21 protein-coding genes are annotated in these 17,161 nt (G+C 72.8%); 10 read left to right on the forward strand and 11 right to left on the reverse strand.

Going from position 1 to position 17,161, the window contains the following annotated elements; all coding sequences use genetic code 11:
• The first annotated feature begins 118 nt into the window (after nt 1-118).
• Nucleotides 119-559 carry a DUF6314 family protein gene (locus OG570_RS26060; RefSeq protein WP_326951396.1) on the forward strand — a complete coding sequence of 147 codons (441 nt, stop codon included), beginning with the start codon at nt 119-121 and terminating at the stop codon, nt 557-559.
• On the opposite strand, the gene OG570_RS26065 is transcribed toward OG570_RS26060, so the two are convergent.
• Together OG570_RS26065 and OG570_RS26070 are read right to left on the reverse strand one after the other, a co-directional pair.
• Nucleotides 540-1,427 (reverse strand): SDR family oxidoreductase, encoded by an 888-nt coding sequence (locus OG570_RS26065; protein WP_326951892.1) that lies wholly within the window; start codon nt 1,425-1,427, stop codon nt 540-542. The two genes, OG570_RS26060 and OG570_RS26065, sit on opposite strands and share 20 nt — an antisense overlap.
• A gap of 29 nt (nt 1,428-1,456) precedes the next feature.
• Nucleotides 1,457-2,197 carry an SDR family oxidoreductase gene (locus OG570_RS26070; protein ID WP_326951893.1) on the reverse strand — a complete coding sequence of 247 codons (741 nt, stop codon included), beginning with the start codon at nt 2,195-2,197 and terminating at the stop codon, nt 1,457-1,459.
• 269 nt (nt 2,198-2,466) lie between these two features.
• On the opposite strand from OG570_RS26070, the gene OG570_RS26075 reads away from it, so the two are divergent.
• From OG570_RS26075 to OG570_RS26085, 3 genes are all read left to right on the forward strand, one after another.
• Entirely contained in the window at nt 2,467-3,255 is a 789-nt protein-coding gene (locus OG570_RS26075; protein WP_326951894.1) for a hypothetical protein, read from the forward strand.
• A gap of 2 nt (nt 3,256-3,257) precedes the next feature.
• Nucleotides 3,258-3,845: a hypothetical protein gene (locus OG570_RS26080; protein ID WP_326951895.1), complete on the forward strand. Its 588-nt coding sequence runs from the start codon at nt 3,258-3,260 to the stop codon at nt 3,843-3,845.
• A 73-nt stretch (nt 3,846-3,918) separates the two neighbouring features.
• Nucleotides 3,919-4,425, forward strand: coding sequence for a mycothiol transferase (locus tag OG570_RS26085; protein WP_326951896.1), 507 nt, complete (start codon nt 3,919-3,921; stop codon nt 4,423-4,425).
• On the opposite strand, the gene soxR is transcribed toward OG570_RS26085, so the two are convergent.
• A complete protein-coding gene (soxR, locus tag OG570_RS26090) occupies nt 4,426-4,905 on the reverse strand; it encodes a redox-sensitive transcriptional activator SoxR (RefSeq protein ID WP_247054440.1) in 480 nt (159 codons plus the stop codon).
• 97 nt (nt 4,906-5,002) lie between these two features.
• On the opposite strand from soxR, the gene OG570_RS26095 reads away from it, so the two are divergent.
• On the forward strand, nt 5,003-5,593 hold the full coding sequence (locus OG570_RS26095) for an NADPH-dependent FMN reductase (protein WP_326951897.1): 591 nt from the start codon (nt 5,003-5,005) through the stop codon (nt 5,591-5,593).
• A gap of 18 nt (nt 5,594-5,611) precedes the next feature.
• Here OG570_RS26095 and OG570_RS26100 read toward each other — a convergent pair whose 3' ends face one another.
• From OG570_RS26100 to OG570_RS26110, 3 genes are all read right to left on the reverse strand, one after another.
• Nucleotides 5,612-6,100 (reverse strand): hypothetical protein, encoded by a 489-nt coding sequence (locus tag OG570_RS26100; protein WP_326951898.1) that lies wholly within the window; start codon nt 6,098-6,100, stop codon nt 5,612-5,614.
• On the reverse strand, nt 6,097-7,437 hold the full coding sequence (locus OG570_RS26105) for an ATP-binding protein (protein WP_326960157.1): 1,341 nt from the start codon (nt 7,435-7,437) through the stop codon (nt 6,097-6,099). Before OG570_RS26105 ends, OG570_RS26100 begins: the two co-directional genes overlap by 4 nt.
• Before the next feature lie 65 nt (nt 7,438-7,502).
• Entirely contained in the window at nt 7,503-8,192 is a 690-nt protein-coding gene (locus OG570_RS26110; protein WP_326951387.1) for a response regulator transcription factor, read from the reverse strand.
• A gap of 110 nt (nt 8,193-8,302) precedes the next feature.
• Between OG570_RS26110 and OG570_RS26115 the strand changes: the two genes are divergently transcribed.
• Both OG570_RS26115 and OG570_RS26120 read left to right on the forward strand, forming a co-directional pair.
• Entirely contained in the window at nt 8,303-9,205 is a 903-nt protein-coding gene (locus OG570_RS26115; protein WP_442788185.1) for a phosphatase PAP2 family protein, read from the forward strand.
• Nucleotides 9,206-9,856: 651 nt separating this feature from the next.
• Entirely contained in the window at nt 9,857-11,071 is a 1,215-nt protein-coding gene (locus OG570_RS26120; RefSeq protein ID WP_326951899.1) for a pyridoxal phosphate-dependent decarboxylase family protein, read from the forward strand.
• On the opposite strand, the gene OG570_RS26125 is transcribed toward OG570_RS26120, so the two are convergent.
• Nucleotides 11,068-12,735: a thiamine pyrophosphate-dependent enzyme gene (locus OG570_RS26125; protein ID WP_326951900.1), complete on the reverse strand. Its 1,668-nt coding sequence runs from the start codon at nt 12,733-12,735 to the stop codon at nt 11,068-11,070. The two genes, OG570_RS26120 and OG570_RS26125, sit on opposite strands and share 4 nt — an antisense overlap.
• Before the next feature lie 2 nt (nt 12,736-12,737).
• Between OG570_RS26125 and OG570_RS26130 the strand changes: the two genes are divergently transcribed.
• Entirely contained in the window at nt 12,738-13,415 is a 678-nt protein-coding gene (locus OG570_RS26130; RefSeq protein WP_326951901.1) for a GntR family transcriptional regulator, read from the forward strand.
• A gap of 45 nt (nt 13,416-13,460) precedes the next feature.
• On the opposite strand, the gene OG570_RS26135 is transcribed toward OG570_RS26130, so the two are convergent.
• From OG570_RS26135 to OG570_RS26145, 3 genes are all read right to left on the reverse strand, one after another.
• Nucleotides 13,461-14,438 (reverse strand): pirin family protein, encoded by a 978-nt coding sequence (locus OG570_RS26135; protein WP_326951902.1) that lies wholly within the window; start codon nt 14,436-14,438, stop codon nt 13,461-13,463.
• A 46-nt stretch (nt 14,439-14,484) separates the two neighbouring features.
• Complete coding sequence (locus tag OG570_RS26140; protein WP_247054422.1) at nt 14,485-14,772, reverse strand: hypothetical protein; 288 nt, start codon at nt 14,770-14,772, stop codon at nt 14,485-14,487.
• Nucleotides 14,773-14,966: 194 nt separating this feature from the next.
• Nucleotides 14,967-15,407 carry a single-stranded DNA-binding protein gene (locus OG570_RS26145; protein WP_326951382.1) on the reverse strand — a complete coding sequence of 147 codons (441 nt, stop codon included), beginning with the start codon at nt 15,405-15,407 and terminating at the stop codon, nt 14,967-14,969.
• A gap of 125 nt (nt 15,408-15,532) precedes the next feature.
• Between OG570_RS26145 and OG570_RS26150 the strand changes: the two genes are divergently transcribed.
• A complete protein-coding gene (locus OG570_RS26150) occupies nt 15,533-16,141 on the forward strand; it encodes a PhoU domain-containing protein (RefSeq protein WP_326951903.1) in 609 nt (202 codons plus the stop codon).
• Nucleotides 16,142-16,144: 3 nt separating this feature from the next.
• On the opposite strand, the gene OG570_RS26155 is transcribed toward OG570_RS26150, so the two are convergent.
• Nucleotides 16,145-16,534 carry a zinc-ribbon domain-containing protein gene (locus OG570_RS26155; RefSeq protein WP_247054416.1) on the reverse strand — a complete coding sequence of 130 codons (390 nt, stop codon included), beginning with the start codon at nt 16,532-16,534 and terminating at the stop codon, nt 16,145-16,147.
• 200 nt (nt 16,535-16,734) lie between these two features.
• Here OG570_RS26155 and OG570_RS26160 point away from each other — a divergent pair, with 200 nt between their 5' ends.
• Nucleotides 16,735-17,160 (forward strand): nitroreductase/quinone reductase family protein, encoded by a 426-nt coding sequence (locus tag OG570_RS26160; protein ID WP_326951904.1) that lies wholly within the window; start codon nt 16,735-16,737, stop codon nt 17,158-17,160.
• The last annotated feature ends 1 nt before the right edge of the window (nt 17,161 follow it).

Genomic DNA, 17,161 nt, shown 5'->3' on the forward strand with positions numbered 1-17,161 from the left:
CTTCCGTGCGCCCTCTCCGGCGTGCCGGAACAGGCGCTCAGGCGGGCCGTCCCCGCGGAAGCCGCGTGATCCGCGACCGGACCCGTCCCCGTCACGGCCGGGTGACACACTGGAGCCGATGGACGAGTACTTCCCGGTGACCGACCTGGCCGCGCACTTCGGCGGCGAGTGGCGGCTGGACCGCGAGATCCGCACCGCCGATGGCGAGCCCGCGGGCGAGGTCACCGGCACCGCCACCTTCACCGAAGAGAGCGGCGTGCTCGTCTACCGCGAAGCCGGCGAAATGCGGCTCAACGGCTACACCGGCCCGGTGACGCGCACGCTGCACTACCGGCCCACCGCGCCCGGCCGGGCCGACGTCCACTTCGACCACGGTGGCTTCTTCCACGAGCTCGACCTGCGTGAGGGGCACTGGCGGACCGACCACCCCTGCCGCGACGACCTGTACCGCGGCAGCTACCGCGTGCTCGACGCCGGCCGCTGGCGCCAGGAGTGGGCGGTCCGCGGGCCGGCCAAGGACCACGTGATCGTCACCCGGTTCAGCCGGCCGCCGGGCTGAGCAGGTCGGCCAGGTCGATCCGGCGCAGGAACTCGCTCCGGATCCGGTCGCCGACCTCGGCGACCAGCCAGCCGCCGTCGTCGGCCGGGTCGATGTGCGTCCGGAACGGCCGCTGCCCCTTGGGGAGGTCCACGACGCGCGCGAGCTCTTCGGCGACGGTCGCGACGTCGGCGCCGGCCGGGGTGATCTCGGCCAGCTTCGCCGCGACGTGGTCGGTCAGGCCCGCGTAGCGCTCTTCGTAGGCGGCCGCGACGTCCGTGTCGGCCGGGTGCCCGGAGTTCGGGAAGTGGTTGGTGCCCGAGGTGAACGCGCCGGGCACGATGATCGCGGTGTCGACGCCGAAGCGGGCCACCTCGGCGGCGTAGGAGACGGCGAGGCTGTCCATCGCCGCCTTCGCCGCGAAGTACGGCGCGAGGTAGGGCGGGGTGCCGCCGCGGACACTGCTGCTCGACACCCACACCAGCAGCCCGTCGCGCTGCGCGCGCAGGTGGGGGAGGGCGGCGCGGTTGACGCGCTGGGTGCCGATCGCGTTGGTGTCGTACAGCTGCGCGAGCTGCTCGGCGGTGAACGCCTCGGCCGGGCCGAGCACCATGTGCCCGGCGTTGTGCACCACGACGTCCAGCCGGCCGTGCTCGGCGACGATCGACGCGATCGCGGCGTCGGCCGACTCCTGGCTGGAGACGTCCAGCTCGACCGAACGCAGGTCCGTCTCGTGGTCGCGGGCGAACGCGGCGGCGGCGTCGACCTGCGGCGCGTTGCGGCCGCCGGTGTCGCGCATGCCCGCGTAGACGGTGTGGCCGGCGCGGGCCAGCGCCCGGGCGGAGAGGGCGCCGATCCCGCTGGAGGCGCCCGTGATGACGATGATCATGGCTCTTTTCCTTTCCGGGTAAGGGTTTCTCAGACGATCCCGCCGTTGGCGCGCAGCACCTGGCCGTTGACCCAGCGGGCCGGCCCGGCGAGGAACGCGACGACCTCGGCGATGTCCCCGGGCTGCCCGAGCCGCTCGAGCGGCGGCTGCTTGGCCATCCGGTCGATGGTCTCCTGGTCCTTGCCGTCCAGGAACAGGGCGGTCGCGGTCGGACCGGGGGCGACGGTGTTCACGGTGATGTCGCGCCCGCGCAGCTCGCGCGCCAGGATCATGGTGATCGCCTCGACCGCGCCCTTGGTGGCGTTGTAAATGCCGTAGCCGGGCAGGTTCAGCCCGAGCACGGACGTCGAGGTCAGGACGACCGCGCCGCCGTCGCGCACCCGCTTCGCGGCCTGCTGGGCCACGGCGAACGTGCCGCGGATGTTGGTGCGGTGCACCCGGTCCAGTACGTCGAAGTCGGTGTCCGCGATCGGCGTCGGCGCGGTCATCACGCCGGCCAGGTGGGCGACGACGTCGACGCCGCCGTAAGTGCGCTCCGCGGTGTCGAACAGTTCCGCGACCGCGTCGAGGTCGGCGACGTCGGCCTTGACCGCGATCGCCCGGCCGCCGCGTTCGGTGATGGCCGCGACGGCGGCGTCGGCCTCGGTCCGGTTGCCCGCGTAGTTGACGACGACGGCCATACCGTCGGCGGCCAGGCGTTCGGCGACCTGGCGGCCGATGCCGCGGGAGCCGCCGGTGACGATCGCGACGCGGGGTTCGGTGGTGCTCATCGGTGCCTTCTTCCTCTCGGGTGGCGCTGGTAGCGCCGCTTCCGTCTTGCTGTTATCGACGATAGCACTCGAACGTTAACGACGCTAGTCGCCTGTTGTTATCGTCGTTACACCGTGAGCGCCTTCCCGGGGGCGTGGGCATCCGGCGGTACCGGCATCCGCCGGACGGCCGAATCGGAAGTCCGGGCGCGCCAACGAGTTTCGGAGCCGGTGGGGCGGGAACCCTTGGCATATCGGGGAGCTCGACATCCTTTAAGGAGTTTTGTGCGATGCCCACATGGCTGATCGTCGTGATCGTCGTCGTGGCCGTCGCGGTGCTCGGCGCCGTGATCTGGCTGGTGACGCAGGAGATGCAGCGGAAACGCCTGCAGCAGCGGTTCGGTCCGGAGTACGACCGGACGGTCGAGGAGAAGGACAGCCCGCGGGCCGCGCAGCGTGAACTGGCCGAGCGGGAGCGCCGCCACAAGGAGCTCGACATCCGCCCCCTGTCGGCGTCGGCGCGCGAGCGCTACACCCGGGAATGGGCGCAGGCCCAGGAAAACTTCGTCGACCACCCGGCCGCCGCGGTGGCCGAGGCCGACCGCGTCCTGGTCTCGCTGATGTCCGACCGCGGGTACCCGACCGAAGGCTACGAGCAGCAGCTGGCCGACCTGTCGGTCCGGCACGCCAAGACCCTCGAGCACTACCGCGCCGCCCACGCGACGCAGCACGAGCGCAGCGGCGCGTCCACTGAGGACCTCCGCGACGCGATGGTGCACTACCGCACCGTGTTCGAGGACCTGCTGACCGACGGCTCCGATGGTTCGGACAACTCGGACGCCGCGGCCGACGACCACCACGAGCGCCGCAACGGCCACGACCACAACGGTCACGACCACAGCGAGCGCGAGCACGACCGCACCGCCCAGGACGGTACCGCTGTCGCGGCGGACCGCACTGCCGGCGCGCCGGACCGCACCGAGCACGACCCCAGCGAAAAAGTACGAGACCGCGACGGCGTACAGCCCGAGCGGGAAGCGTCCGCACAGCCGCGGACCGAGTGGAACGGAGGACGCTGACCATGACCGATCACCTCACCCGGCACAGCGCCGAACAGGACGACGACTTCGCCCGCGAGGGTGACGTGCGCGAGACCGGCGCCGGCGGGCTCGCCGAGCACGGCGGGACGGACTTCCGCGAACCGGTCGCCGAAGACCACGGGGACGACCAGGCCCTGAGCACCGCCGACCTGGCGTCGGCGACGGGCCGGCACGACACCGCCACGGACACCACGGCAGACACCGGCACCGACACGGCCGCGGGCACCGCTGCCGGCACCACTGCCGACACATCGGACACTCGCGCCGACTCGGCGCGGCCGTCGGCCGATGACGGCGCCGACCAGCAGCCGTTGATCGACGAGGAGAAGGTCACGGGCTTCCGCGACCGCTGGCAGGGCGTCCAGACCGGCTTCGTCGACGACCCGCAGAAGGCGGTCCGCGAGGCCGACGAGCTGGTCGCGGGCGTCATCAGCGCGCTGGCCACGACGTTCGCCGAGCACAAGAGCGAGCTGGAAGGCCAGTGGCAGCACGGCGAGCCGGCCACCGAGGACCTGCGTCTCGCGCTGCGGCGCTACCGCTCGTTCTTCGACCAGCTGCTGCCCCGCTAGCCACCACCGGTGCCGGCGTGCATGATCGACGCACGCCGGCACACCGGTGTCCGCGAACGGGGAGGGCAAGCCGATGAACGTGGCCGATCTGCTCACAGACGGCTTCAGCAGGGTCCAGGGCTCCGTGCACGCGGCGGTGGAAGGTCTCACCGCCGAGCAGCTCGGGGCCCGCCTCGACGCAGAGGCCAACTCGATCGCCTGGCTGGTCTGGCACCTGACCCGCGTCCAGGACGACCACGTCGCCGGCGTGGCCGGGACCGAGCAGGTGTGGACGAGCCAGGACTGGCTGACCCGGTTCGGCCTCCCGTTCCCGGCGGGCGACACCGGCTACGGGCACCGCCCGGCCGACGTCGAAGCGGTCCGGGTCGAGGCCGAGCTGCTCACCGGGTACTACGACGCGGTGCACGAGCAGACCCTCAAGTACGTCCAGGGGCTCGACGGCCAGGCCCTCGACCGGGTCGTCGACGAGGCCTGGGACCCGCCGGTCACCCTCGGCGTGCGGCTGGTGAGCGTCGTCGACGACGACATCCAGCACGCCGGGCAGGCCCAGTTCGTCCGCGGCGTCCTCGAACGCCGCTAGTCAGTCCTCGTAGCCGTCGCCGCGGTGGTCCGGGAGCCGTTGCGGCCCCGGACCGGCGGCGCCGAGCCGGTCGCCCGGGTTGGCGAGCCGGCACTTCGACAGCGACATGCAGCCACAGCCGATGCAGTCGCCCAGCTGGTCACGCAGCTGGGCCAGCTGCCGAATCCGCGCGTCCAGGTCCTCCTGCCAGCAGCGGGAGATCCGCGCCCAGTCGGCGCGCGTGGGGGTGCGATCGTCGGGCAGCAGCGCGAGCACCTCGCGGATCGCCGACAGCGGCATCCCGACCCGTTGCGACATCCGGACGAACGTCACCCGCCGCAGCGTGTCGCGGCAGTAACGCCGCTGGTTGCCGGCCGTGCGCCGGCTGCGGATCAGCCCCTCGTCCTCATAGAAGCGCAGGGCCGACGCGGGCACCCCGCTGCGTCGCGACAGTTCGCCGACGGTGAGGTCGGGCAGCCTCCGGGCTGTGGCGTTCACCATGCTCCCAGCCAACCACAGCCGCGCGCTTGACTTCAAGCGAGCTTGAAGTCTCATCCTGACCCGGACGGCAACAACGCCGCTGTGTCAAGGAGGAAGCGTGTCCGAAGTTCCGGTACGGGTCGCCGTGATCGTGGGAAGTGTCCGGGAAGGACGGTTCGGCCCGGTGGTCGCGGACTGGCTGGCCGCCGTCGCGGGCGAGCACGGCGGGTTCGACGTCGACGTGATCGACCTCGCCGAACCGGACCTGCCGCTGGCGATGCCGGCGTTCGGGAGCACGCCGTCGCCCGCGGTGCTCGCCGAGACCGCCAAGGTGACGCCGCGGCTGGCGGCCGCGGACGCGTTCGTCGTGGTCACCCCGGAGTACAACCACAGCTACCCGGCGTCGCTCAAGAACGTCATCGACTGGCACCGCACCGAGTGGATGGCGAAGCCGGTCGCGTTCGTCTCCTACGGCGGCATGTCCGGTGGCCTGCGTGCGGTCGAGCACCTGCGCGCGGTCTTCGCCGAGCTGCACGCGGTGACCATCCGCGAGACGGTCAGCTTCCACGGCGCGCACACCCGGTTCGGCGCCGACGGCGTCCCGACGGACGACAGCGCGGGTGTCGCGGCGAAGGCGCTGCTGGACCAGCTGCAGTGGTGGGCGCGCTCGCTGTCCGAGGCCCGCGCGGCCCGGCCCTACCCCGGCTGACGCCGGGACCGGGGTCGCTCAGAACGCCTGGCAGGTCTGCGACGGGAGCTGGAAGTCGGAGCCGGCGAGGGTGATGGCGCCGTCGGCCACGTAGCCGCCGTCGGCGACCAGGGCGGCGACCGCGGTGCAGACCAGCTGGTTGACCGCGATCTGCGTGAGCCGCTTCAGCGGGAACGAGAAGGTGATCGTCGTGGGTGAGCCGGAGCTCAGCGTGATCGGGCCGGTTTCGGCCGGGAGCATCGTCGCGTAGCCGTCGGCCGTCTCGGCGTAGGACGGGCCGCCCAGCAACGTCGCCAACGCTTCGGAGACGCCGACCGCGTCACCGGTCGACCGGGTCACCGGCGTCACCCGCCCGTCGAGGACGAAGTACAGCGTCAGGTCGGTGCCGAGCCCGTTCGTCGCCGGGTTCCGCAGCGTCGGCGCGGGTCCGGCGGGGACGACCGGCGTCGGCTTGACGCCGCACGCGCTCACCAGGAGCAACGCTGCCAGGACGAGGAGCTTCTTCACCACGCCTCCCGGGGCAGGCGCAGCTCGAACCGGGCACCGGTGCCGGTGTTGACCGCGACGATGTCGCCGCCGTGCAGGCGGGCGTTCTCGCGCGCGATGGACAGCCCCAGCCCGCTGCCCTCGGATCGGGCCCGGGCCGTGTCGGCCTTGGTGAAGCGGTCGAACACGCGGGGGAGCACCGCCTCCGGGATGCCCGGCCCGTGGTCGGTGACGGTGAGCACGATGTCACCGCCCGCCGCCCGCACGGACACCTCGACCGGCGGCGCGCCGTGCCGCAGCGCGTTGCCGACCAGGTTCGCCACGACGATGTCGAGCCGTCGCCGGTCGAGCCGCGCCGTGATGCCGGGCGGCAGGTCGGCGACCACGTCGGCACCGGGTTCCCAGCCCCGCGCGGCGAGGCTGTCGGTGACCGCGGCGGCGACGTCCAGGTCTTCCCGCCGCAGCTCCGCGCGTCCGGCGTCGAACCGGGAGATCTCGATCAGGTCCTGCACCAGCCGGGTCAGCCGCCGGGTCTCGGCCGACACCAGCCGCGCCGCGACCGCCGTGTCCGGTGGCAGCTGGTCGGCGTCCTCGTCGAGGACGTCGGTGACCGCGTTCATCGCCGCCAGCGGGGTGCGCAGCTCGTGCGAGACGTCGGCGACGAACCGGCGCGCCTCGGACTCCATCGTGCGCAGCGTGCCGACCGTGCGCTCCAGTTCCGCCGCGGTGTTGTTGAACGTCGTGACCAGCTGCGCCAGCTCGTCGGACCCCTTCACCCGCAGTCGGACGTCCAGCTTGCCCCGGCCGAGCTGGCTCGCCGCGGTGTTCAGCGCCCGCACGGGCCGCAGCACTTGGCGCGCGGCCAGCAGCGCCAGCACCACCGCGAACGGGAGCGCCAGCGCCGAGGTCTGCCAGGCCGTGCGGGCCAGCTCGTCGATCGCGGCCTGCTGCTGGACCAGCGACACCATCGTGTAGACCTCGATGCCGCTGGTCCGGCCGCTCGTCCCGGTCTGCACCGGCACGCCGACGAAGAACTGGGGGAAGCCCCCGGTGTCGACCCGCTGGAACTGGATGTTCGTGCTGACGGACACGGCATGGCGCAGGTCGGCGGGCACGCTGTCCACGCTGATGCCCGAACCCGAGCGCAGGCCGTGGTAGACGACGACGGCGTTGCTGGACTTGAGCGCCGTGCCGAACGCGTCGAGGCTCGCCTGGGTCGGCGGCAGGGACACGGTCGGCAGGTACGCGACGATCTGGTCGCGCAGCTTCAGCATCGTCTGGTCCTGGAAGCCGCCGAGGATGGCGTTGCGGGCGGAGACGTAGCTGGCGCCCGCCGCGGCGGTGGCGCCGATGATCATGATCACCGCGAACGCCGCGACCAGCCGGGGTCTCAGCCCGGCGAGCCACGACCGGATCCGCGAGGTCACGAACGGCCGAACCGGTAGCCGAAGCCGCGGACGGTCTGCACGTACTCCGGCCTCGCGGGCACGTCCTCGATCTTCGCGCGCAGCCGCTGCACGCAGGCGTCGACCAGCCGGGAGTCGCCGAGGTAGTCGTGGTCCCACACCGACGAGAGGATCTGCTGGCGGCTGTACACCTGCCCGGGGGTGCGCGAGAGCTCCAGCAGCAGCTTGAGCTCGGTCGGCGTCAGCGAAACCGGGGTGCCCCGCTTCGTCACCTCGAGCCCGGCCCGGTCGATCACCAGGTCGCCGTGCCGTTCCTCGGGAGCGGGCTGTTCGGTGGGCCGTTCGCTGACCGCGCGGCGCAGCACGGCGCGGATCCGCGCGTCCAGCACCCGCGGTTCGACCGGCTTGGCCACGTAGTCGTCCGCGCCCGCTTCCAGCCCGGCGACGATGTCGAAGTCGTCACTGCGCGCGGTCAGCATGACGATCGGGATCGGCCCCGACGCCCGCATCCGGCGGCAGGTCTCGAAGCCGTCCATGCCGGGCAGCATCAGGTCGAGCACGACGATGTCGGGTCTGCGGAGCACGAGCAATTCGATGCCGGCCTCGCCCGACTCCGCGGTGTGCACCACGTGTCCCTGCCGGCGCAGGGCCAGTTCCAGTCCCTCCCGCACCGCCGCGTCGTCCTCTACCACCAGTACCTCGGCCACGGCGCCATTATTCGGAAAACCGCACGTCGTGGCGACTCAGGGCGATCTTGTAGCAAAACCATGACATCGTGCTGACGGGATCTCGAAATGCCGGCTCCAGACTCGGGGACATGGCAGTGATTCTTTTCGAGGCACCCCCCACCGCCCGCCCCGCGCGGCACGCCCTGGTGACCCAGGCCGCGTCCCGGACCGCGGTGCTCCTCGCGGGCACGGCCGGGTTCGCCCTCGCCTTCGTCGCGGCCTACCTGCTCTTCGTCCGCACCGAGGCCGGGCGCAGCGTCGAGAACGGCGTCGTCCGCAGCGCCCAGTCGGCGGGCTCCACCGTGCGCTGGGCCCAGCCGCTGGCGGACCTGGACCTGGTGGTCGTGCTCGGCGGCGTCGCGGTGCTCCTCGTGGTGATCTCCCTGCTGCGGCGCCGGTTCGCGCTCGGCGTGACGGCCCTGATCCTGCTCGCGGCCCCGCTGGTGGTGGCGCAGCTGCTCAAGCTGTACGTCCTGGACCGCCCCAGCACCGGCGACCGGCTGGGCGTGGCCGCCCACAACAGCTTCCCCAGCGGGCACGTCAGCGCGGCGATGGCCGTGCTGCTGGCGCTCGCGATCGTCCTGCCCCGCCGCTTCCGCCTGCAGGTCCTGGTGGCCGGCGGGATCGGCGTCGCCTGGGTCGCGGCCGCGGCCGTGGCGCTGGGCTGGCACCGGTTGAGCGACACCGTCGGCGGCTGCCTCCTGGTCGCCGCGGTCACCTGCGCCGGGGCGGCGGTGGTGTCCGCCCGCCGCCCCGACGGTGACCGCGTGCCGCTGATCCCGGTGTTCTGCGGCCTGCTGGCCCCGCCGGCGTTGGTGCTGGCCGGCTTCGCGGTGCTGGCCACGGCGACGTCCGGCGCGGCCCAGTTCGTCGCCGCGATGGTGCTGGCCGCGCTGTCCGCGATGGCGGTCGTGCTGCTGCTCACGGGCCCGCTGCGCCGCGTCGCGTTCGACCCGGCCGAGAGCCGGATCCGGCGGCTCCGGCGCCGTTGACCCGACGCCGTTGACCCAACGCCGCTGATCCGGCGGCCAGCGGCCGCCGGCCGGAGCCGGTGCCGCTGATCCGGCGGCCGGTTCCAGCGGCCGGTGCCGGTGCCCGGCTTCTCCGGCGAGCGGGCGTCCGGCGTGCGTGCGGGCGGGCTGTCCGGCGGGCGTGCTGTCCGGTCGGGCGAGGGAGGACCGGATGTCCAAGGATCCCGGCCGGTTTCGCCCGGCTGCGGCCGAGGTTGCTGCCGCGATTGCGGGCGTCACGCGTGATTCGTGGGGCATCGCGCGTGATCGGGGAGTCATCGCGCGTGATTGGCGGGGCATCACGTGTGTCTGGAGGGGCGTCGCGCGTGATTGGCGGGTCGACTCGCGTGATTCGGGGGTCGACTCGCGTGATTGGGGGGTCGACACGGTGCGTTCGGTGGCGGGCCAGTTTTGGGGGATTGGCCCGCGACAGGCGTTCTCGCGGGGCTTAGCGTCGGGGACATGCACCCGAGGCTGGCCCATGACCTTAACGCTCTGCCCGATCTTCTTGACGCCACGCGGAAACTGGCCGGGGAGGCGCTTGCCGGGCTGGATGGGCGGGCCGCGGCTGTGCCGCCTGGGGTGATGGCCCGGGCTCCGCTGCCGGTCGAGGGGGTCGGAGGACTTAGGGCGTTGGACGAGTTCGCGCAGCGGTGGGAACCCGGGTTCGCCGCCAGTGCCGGGCCTCGTTACCTCGGGTTCGTGACCGGTGGGGCGACGCCGGCGTCGCTCGCTGGGGACTGGCTCACCTCCGCCTACGACCAGAACTCCGCCAGCGGCATGGACTCCTCGGCGCAGGACCTGGAACGCGAGACCGTCGGCTGGCTCGCCGAGCTGTTCGGGCTCGGCGCGGAGTTCTCCGGAGCTTTCGTCACCGGGGCCACGATGTCCACCGTGACCGGGCTCGCCATCGCGCGTGAATGGCTCGGTGAGCGGGCCGGCGTGTCCGTCACCGACGACGGCGCCGCCGCGCTCGGTCCGGTCACCGTGCTGTCCGGCTCGCCGCACTCGAGCATCCCGAAAGCGTTGTCGTTCCTCGGGATGGGCCGGTCCGCGCTGCGGAAGGTGCCGGTGCTGCCGGGGCGTGAAGCCGTCGACGTCGCGAAGCTCGACGAGTTGCTCGAAGCGCTCGACGGCCCGGCCGTCGTCGTCGCCAACGCGGGCACGGTGAACACCGTCGACTTCGACGACCTGCGCGCCATCGCCGCGCTCAAGCAGCGCCACGACTTCTGGCTGCACGTCGACGCCGCGTTCGGCGGGTTCGCCGCCCTGGCCCCGGAGCACGCCGCGCTGACCGCGGGCCTCGACCAGGCCGACTCCGTGGTCGTCGACCTGCACAAGTGGCTCAACGTGCCCTACGACTCGGCCGTCCAGTTCACCCGCCGCCGCGACCTGCAGCTGCGGGTGTTCAGCAACAACGCCGCCTACCTCGGCGAGATCGGCGAGACCCCGGACTTCCTGCACCTGACGCCGGAGAACTCCCGGCGGCTGCGCGCGCTGCCCGCCTGGTTCTCGCTCGTGGCCTACGGCCGGGACGGGCACCGCGAGATCGTCGAGCGCTGTGTCGCGCTGGCCCGGGACCTCGGGCAGCGCCTCGACGGCTCGCCGCACTGGCGGCTGCTCGCACCGGTGCGGCTCAACGTCGTCTGCTTCACCGCGGCCGGGGACGTGACCCAGGCGCGGATCGACGCCCTCGTCGACGGGATCGCCGCGGAGGGCACCACGTTCCTGACCCCGACGGTCCACGACGGCCGCCCGGCGCTGCGGGCCGCGTTCAGCAACTGGCGGACGACCGCGGCCGACGTCGAGCGGGTCTTCGCCGCGCTGGAACGGGTGGTCGCCGGCTAGCTCCGGTCCGACTTCGGCATCAGGTACTTCCACGGTGACGCGCCGGTGCCCAGCTCGCACGGCACGTGCACCAGCGCCGGGCGGCCCGAGGCGAACGCCTTGTCCAGGGCGCCGCGCAGGTCGTCCGGGGTGCGGGCGGTGAGGCCGAGCGCACCGAACGTCTCGGCCAGCCGGGCGAAGTCCGGGTTGCGCAGCCGCCCGCCCAGGGCCCGGCCCTCGAACAGCCGCTCCTGGTCGAGGTGGACGTTGCCGTAGTAGCCGTTGTCGAACACCACGGCCACCACGTTCAGCCCGTATTGGACGGCCGTGGCCAGCTCCTGCGCGGCGAACATGAAGCCGCCGTCGCCGGCCACCGACACCACCGGCCGGCCGGGGAACGCGGCCTGCACGCCCAGCGCCGTCGGGTAGCCGAAGCCGAGCGTGCCCTGGTGGCCGCAGGTGACGAAGGTGCGCGGGGTGTAGACCTCGAACCCGAAGTAGGACGCGAACCCGACCTGGCAGATCTCCTCGACGAAGAAGCCGTCGCGGGGCAGCACGTCCCGGATCGCGCGCAGGTACTCCAGTTCCGGGCCGACGTCGGAGAAACGCTCGGCAACGTTCGCCTTCAGCTCGGTGAACTCCGCGGTGCGGTCCGTCCGTTGTGGACCGACGGCGGCATCCAGCGCCGCCGCGGCGTCACCCGCGTCGGCGACGATCGCGACGTCCGCCTCCAGCCGGGTCGCCTGCCGCGGGTCGATGTCGAGCAGGATCGTCTTCAGCCCCGCGGGTTTCTCCGGCCAGCGGAACCAGGACAGCTCCATCCGCGAGCCGATGCCGATCACGACGTCGGTCCCGGGCCACCGCTCGAACCCGGACACGCAGGTGAAGCCGAGCGGGTGGTTGTCGTCGACGATCCCGCGGCCGCCGCGGAACGGCACCACCGGCGCCTGCAGCCGCTCGGCCAGCGCCCGGACGGCGGCGGCCGCGTGCCGGGCGCCGCCGCCCACCATGATCATCGGATTCTTGGCGCCGGCCAGGAGTTCCGCGGCCGCCGCGATCGCGTCCGGGTCGACGATCGGGCGGGGCAGCGGCAGCGGTCCGGCCGGCTCGGCGGGGGCGCGCAGGCCCAGCACGTCCCACGGGACGGCCAGCGAGACCGGCCGCGGCCGCCCGCCTGCGGCCTCCCGGAACGCCGTCGCCAGCGCGTCCGGGACCTCGGCCGGGTGCTCGACCAGCGCCGACCACTTGGTGATCGTCCGCAGGGTGGCGAGCTGGTCGGGCATCTCGTGCAGGTGCCCGAGCCCGCGGCCGAGGTAGGCGCGCGGGATCTCGCTCGTCAGGCACAGCACCGGCGCGCTGGCCCCGTGCGCCGAGAGCATGGCGGCCGAGGCGTTGAGGACGCCGGGCCCCGGCACCACCGTGTAGACGCCGGTCCGGCCCGTCGCCTGCGCGTACCCGAACGCCATGTAGGCCACGGTCTGCTCGTGCCGCGCGCCGATCACCCGGATGCCGCCGGTGCGGGCCAGGCTGTCGAACAGGTCGTAGGTCTGCACGCCGGGCAGCCCGAACACGGTGTCGACGCCGTGGGCGCGCAGCCCGCCGACGATCAGGTCGGCCGCGGTGGGGGAAGGCGGGGACATCGGCATCGGCACGGCCTCCTGGGCGTCGTCCGTCGGCGGGACCATATATGGTTTCCTACATGATCAGCGCCTCCTCGGGAAGACCGGCGGTCACCAAGTCCCAGCTGGCCTACGAGACGATCAAGGCCAGGATCGTCGACGGCCGCTACGGGCCCGGGTACCGGCTGGTGCTCGACCAGATCGGCCGCGAGCTGGCCGTCAGCGCGGTGCCCGTGCGCGAGGCCCTGCGCCGGCTCGAGGCCGAGGAGCTGATCGAGTTCGAGCGGAACGTCGGGGCCCGGGTGATCGCCATCGACCCCACCGCCTACCAGCACGCCATGCAGACGGTGGCGATCGTCGAAGGCGCGGCCACCGGGCTCGCCGCGCCGCTGCTCACACCGAAGACGCTCGCGCGGGCCCGCGCCCTCAACGACCGGATGCGCCGCAGCCTCGCCGAGTTCGACCCGCTCGCGTTCACCGCGCTGAACGCGGAGTTCCACGAGGTGCTCTTCAGCGCCTGCCCGAACCCCAACCTGGTCGACCTGGTGCAGCGCTGCTGGACCCGGCTCGCCGCGGTCCGCGACAGCACGTTCGCCTCCGTGCCGGGGCGGGCGCCGCGCTCGGTGGCGGAGCACGACCGGCTGCTCGACCTGATCGAGGGCGGGAGCGACCCGGCGGAGGTCGAGCAGTACGCGCGGGAGCATCGGCTGGCGACGCTGGCGGCCTACCAGGCCCGGGAGCGCTGAGCCCGTTCGCCCGGGGCCCCGGTCCGGCTGGCGGAGGCCGGTGAGTCAGCGAGCCGGGTTGCGGCGGGGCTTGATACGGACCGCCGGCAACTCCGGGGCCGGCAGCCGTTGCGGGGTGCCGGTGTAGCCGGTGACGCTGCCGAACTGATCGGACTCCGCTTGCCACGCCTCGCGGAAGTCCGCGATCTCCTCGTGCGTCCGGCCGACGAAGTTCCACCACATCAGGATCTCTTCGTCGAACGGTGTCCCGCCGAGCACCAGGAAGCGCGCGGGCGTGGACCCGTTGTTGCTCAACGTCAGGCGGCGCAGGCCGGTGCCGACGTATCCCAGCTCCGCCGCGCGGACGGCGGTGCCGGCGACGGTCACCGCGCCGGAGTCCACGAGGACACCGTGCTCGAAGTCCGGGTCGACCCCGAGGGACATGTGGGCGTCCGGGTGCAGCACCAGTTCCGCGCCCAGCAACGGGGTGAACGTCGGGATCGGCGACGTGCGCCCGGCCAGCGATCCGAGGAACACCCGGATCTCCGCGCCCTCGATCCGGTTCACCGACGGCACGTAGTGGTGGAAGCCGCGGGCCGTGTGCCGGTGCCGCTCGGGCAGCGCCACCCAGAGCTGGACGCCGTGCAACGTCTTCGTGGCCGGGGTCGAGACCTCCGAGTGGCAGATGCCGTGGCCGCCGGTCATCAGGTTGAGCTCGCCGGGCCGGACCATTGCGTGCGTGCCGAGGCTGTCGCGGTGTTCGACTTCGCCCGCGAACAGCCAGCTCACCGTCTGCAGGCCGGTGTGCGGGTGCGGCGCGACGTCCATGGCGACGTCTTCCGGGCCGTAGTGATCGGCGAAGCACCACGCGCCGATCAGCGAGCGGGACCGCTGGGGGAGCGTCCGCCGCACGCGCATCGCCCGCGGGCCGCCCAGCGGTACTTCGCGCGGGGTGAGGACTTCCACGGCTGGGCGCAGCGGATCGGCCGCCTCGGGCCGGTCGCCGCAGGCGAGCTCGGCGGGGTCGGCCTCGATGTTGCTCATGCCGCCACCGTACTTGCGTTCTGGAGTTGTCAAACACCTCGGCCGCTCAGGCGGCGGGCCGCTGCTCTCCGGTGACGATCGCCTGGCCGGCGGGCGTCAGCACCGCCGGCACGAGCTCGCCCGGCCGCCCGGTGCAGGTCGCGCTGATCAGCCCCAGGTGGGCCAGCGCGTGCGCGGCGAACTGGTCGCCGCACGACAGGCCGTCGATGAAGAGGTCGGGTTCGCTGCTGCACGACACCAGGCCCCTCCCGGCCCCGACGGCCCGCAGCATCGCCAGCATGCGGTGGTTCACCAAGGGGTGCACCGTCGTCCGTGGCTTTCCGTCCCCGTCCATCCCGGCCCCTCCCGCTCGTGGTTCGGCATCGTCCTACTCATGCGTCGAACCAGATGACGGGACTTCGACATCACATCCGGTACCGGCCCGGCCAGAGCGTGTGCCTCATCGTCGCTCCGGCCGGTCCAGCCGGGCTCGACTTCCCGTCGACAGTCATTCGGAAGGGAGTCGGGAGCGGATGGGTACGGCCGGGCTCAGAAGGGCGGTTCCCCCACCCCGGCGGCCACCGGTTCCGGCATCCAGGCGCCGCCTCCCACGCCGTCGCCGACCCGGACGGCCTTGGTCACCTTCGCCGTGGCGTACCGCAGCGACGGGCCGATCTCGTCGACGTCCAGTTCCAGCACGGTGCGCTTCTCGCCCTCCTTCGTGTCGTACGACCGCTGTCTCAGCCGGCCGTGGACGACCACGCGTGCGCCGCGCCCGAGCGACTCCGCGACGTTCTCCGCGTACTGCCGCCACACGCTGCAGCGCAGGAACATCGCGTCACCGTCGCGCCATTGGCCGGACTCGCGGTCCAGCGTGCGCGGCGTGGACGCGACCGTGAAGTTCGCGACCGCGGCGCCGGCCGGGGTGAACCGCAGCTCGGGGTCCGTCGTCAGGTTGCCGACCACCGTGACCAGCGTTTCGCCTGCCATCGGGTCCTCCTTCTCCTCGGGTGCGGGGTGCACCGCTCTCGCCGACGAGCAGAGCACGGGGGACCGACAATTCCGGGCGGAGGCGACGAGTCGCCGTCCCCCGGCCGAGGTGGTTGCATGCCGCCATGCCGACGGCGTTTCAGAAGGAGCTCGTCACACTGGCCCACCGGCTCGCGGACCTGTGCGGGCTGGTCGCGGGCACGCTCGAAGTGGCCACGCGCGCCCTGCTCGAAAGTGACCCCACGCTGGGCGGACGCGTGCGGGAACAGGCCGCGGCGGTGACCGCGCTGGGGGCCGCCTGCGAGGACCAGGCGTGCGCGCTGCTGGCCCTGCACGCCCCGCGCGAGGAGGACGTCAAGGCGGTCGTGGCCGCGGTGCACACGGCCGCGGATCTCACTCGGATGGGTGGTCTCGCGGGCGAGGTCGCGGACCGGGTGCGGCGGGTGCCGGTGGACGCGCGGCCCGCGTTCACGCGGCTGGCCGCGCACGCGGTCGCCGCCGCGCGGGACCTGCAGAAGATCCTCACCGGAGCGGACGCCGGGCTCGCCGAAGCCGTCGAAGGCACCGAAGCGGCCGAGCGGGAGCTGCGCGAGTGGGCCGGGTCGCCGGAGCGGCCGCACGGCGCGGTCGACGTCGTGCTGCTCGCCGCGGCCCACGTCCGGTTCGCCGGGACGGCCGCCCGGATCGCCCGCCGGGCCGGCGGGTTCGCGCGGCTCCCGGCGGTCAGTGCCTAGTGCTCAGCGGCCCTGCTGCGGGAACTCGCCCTGCTGGGGGTTCGGGCCCGGCTGCTGGAAGCCCTGCGGCTGCGACGGGTGCGGCGGCTGGAACCCCTGCTGCGGGAACCCCTGGGACGGGTGCTGCGGGTAGGGCTGCGACGCCTGCTGCTGCGCCTGCTCCTCCTGCGCCTGCAGCCGGACGGCGTCCTCCTTCGGGATCCGGTTCTCGATCCCGCAGAACGTGCACTGCGCCGTGTACTTGACGTGGATCGGGAACAGCGGGATGAAGAAGAGGGTGAACTTCGTGACCGACTTGCGGACGGCGTGCGAGGCGGGGTTGCCGCAGCGGCCGCAGAGGAACGTCGTCATCGCCAGCACGAAGATCCTCGTGCGGTAGCCCCAGATCAGCATCGTCTTCTCTCCTGTCGGTCCTGCGTTCGCCGGGAGCCTGGCACACCGGCGCGCCGGGCCGTGGAGGTTTCGCCAAACCGGCCGGACGGGTTCCCGGCAAAGCGGACATACGCGTACCCGGAGGGTCGGTTCGCGTACCCCGGGAGTCGGTTCGCGTACCTGGAGGGTCGGCTCGGGGCGCCGGGACTAGATTCACGATCATGCCGAGCGACTTCAGCCTCAAAGCGATGAACGCCGTCCACCGCGGTCTGATCAAGATCAGCGGCGGGCGGCTGGGATGGAACGTCTCCATGCCCGTCCTGGAGCTGACCACCGTGGGCCGCAAGAGCGGGCAGCCGCGGTCGGTCATGCTGACCTCGCCGCACCAGGAGGGTGACGCGCTGGTCGTCGTCGCCTCGCGCGGGGGCGACGACACGCACCCCGCGTGGTTCCTGAACCTGCGCGACAACCCGGACGTCGAGGTGTCGGTCAAGGGCGCGCCGCGGCGGCCGATGCTCGCCCGGGTCGCCGACGGCGAGGAGCGGGCCCGGCTGTGGCCGAAGATCACCGCCGAGTTCAAGAACTACGCGGGCTACCAGACGAAGACCGAGCGGGAGATCCCGCTCGTGTTCCTCGAACCGAAGTAGG

It is taken from the genome of Amycolatopsis sp. NBC_01286 (assembly GCF_035982555.1).
GTDB lineage: Bacteria > Actinomycetota > Actinomycetes > Mycobacteriales > Pseudonocardiaceae > Amycolatopsis.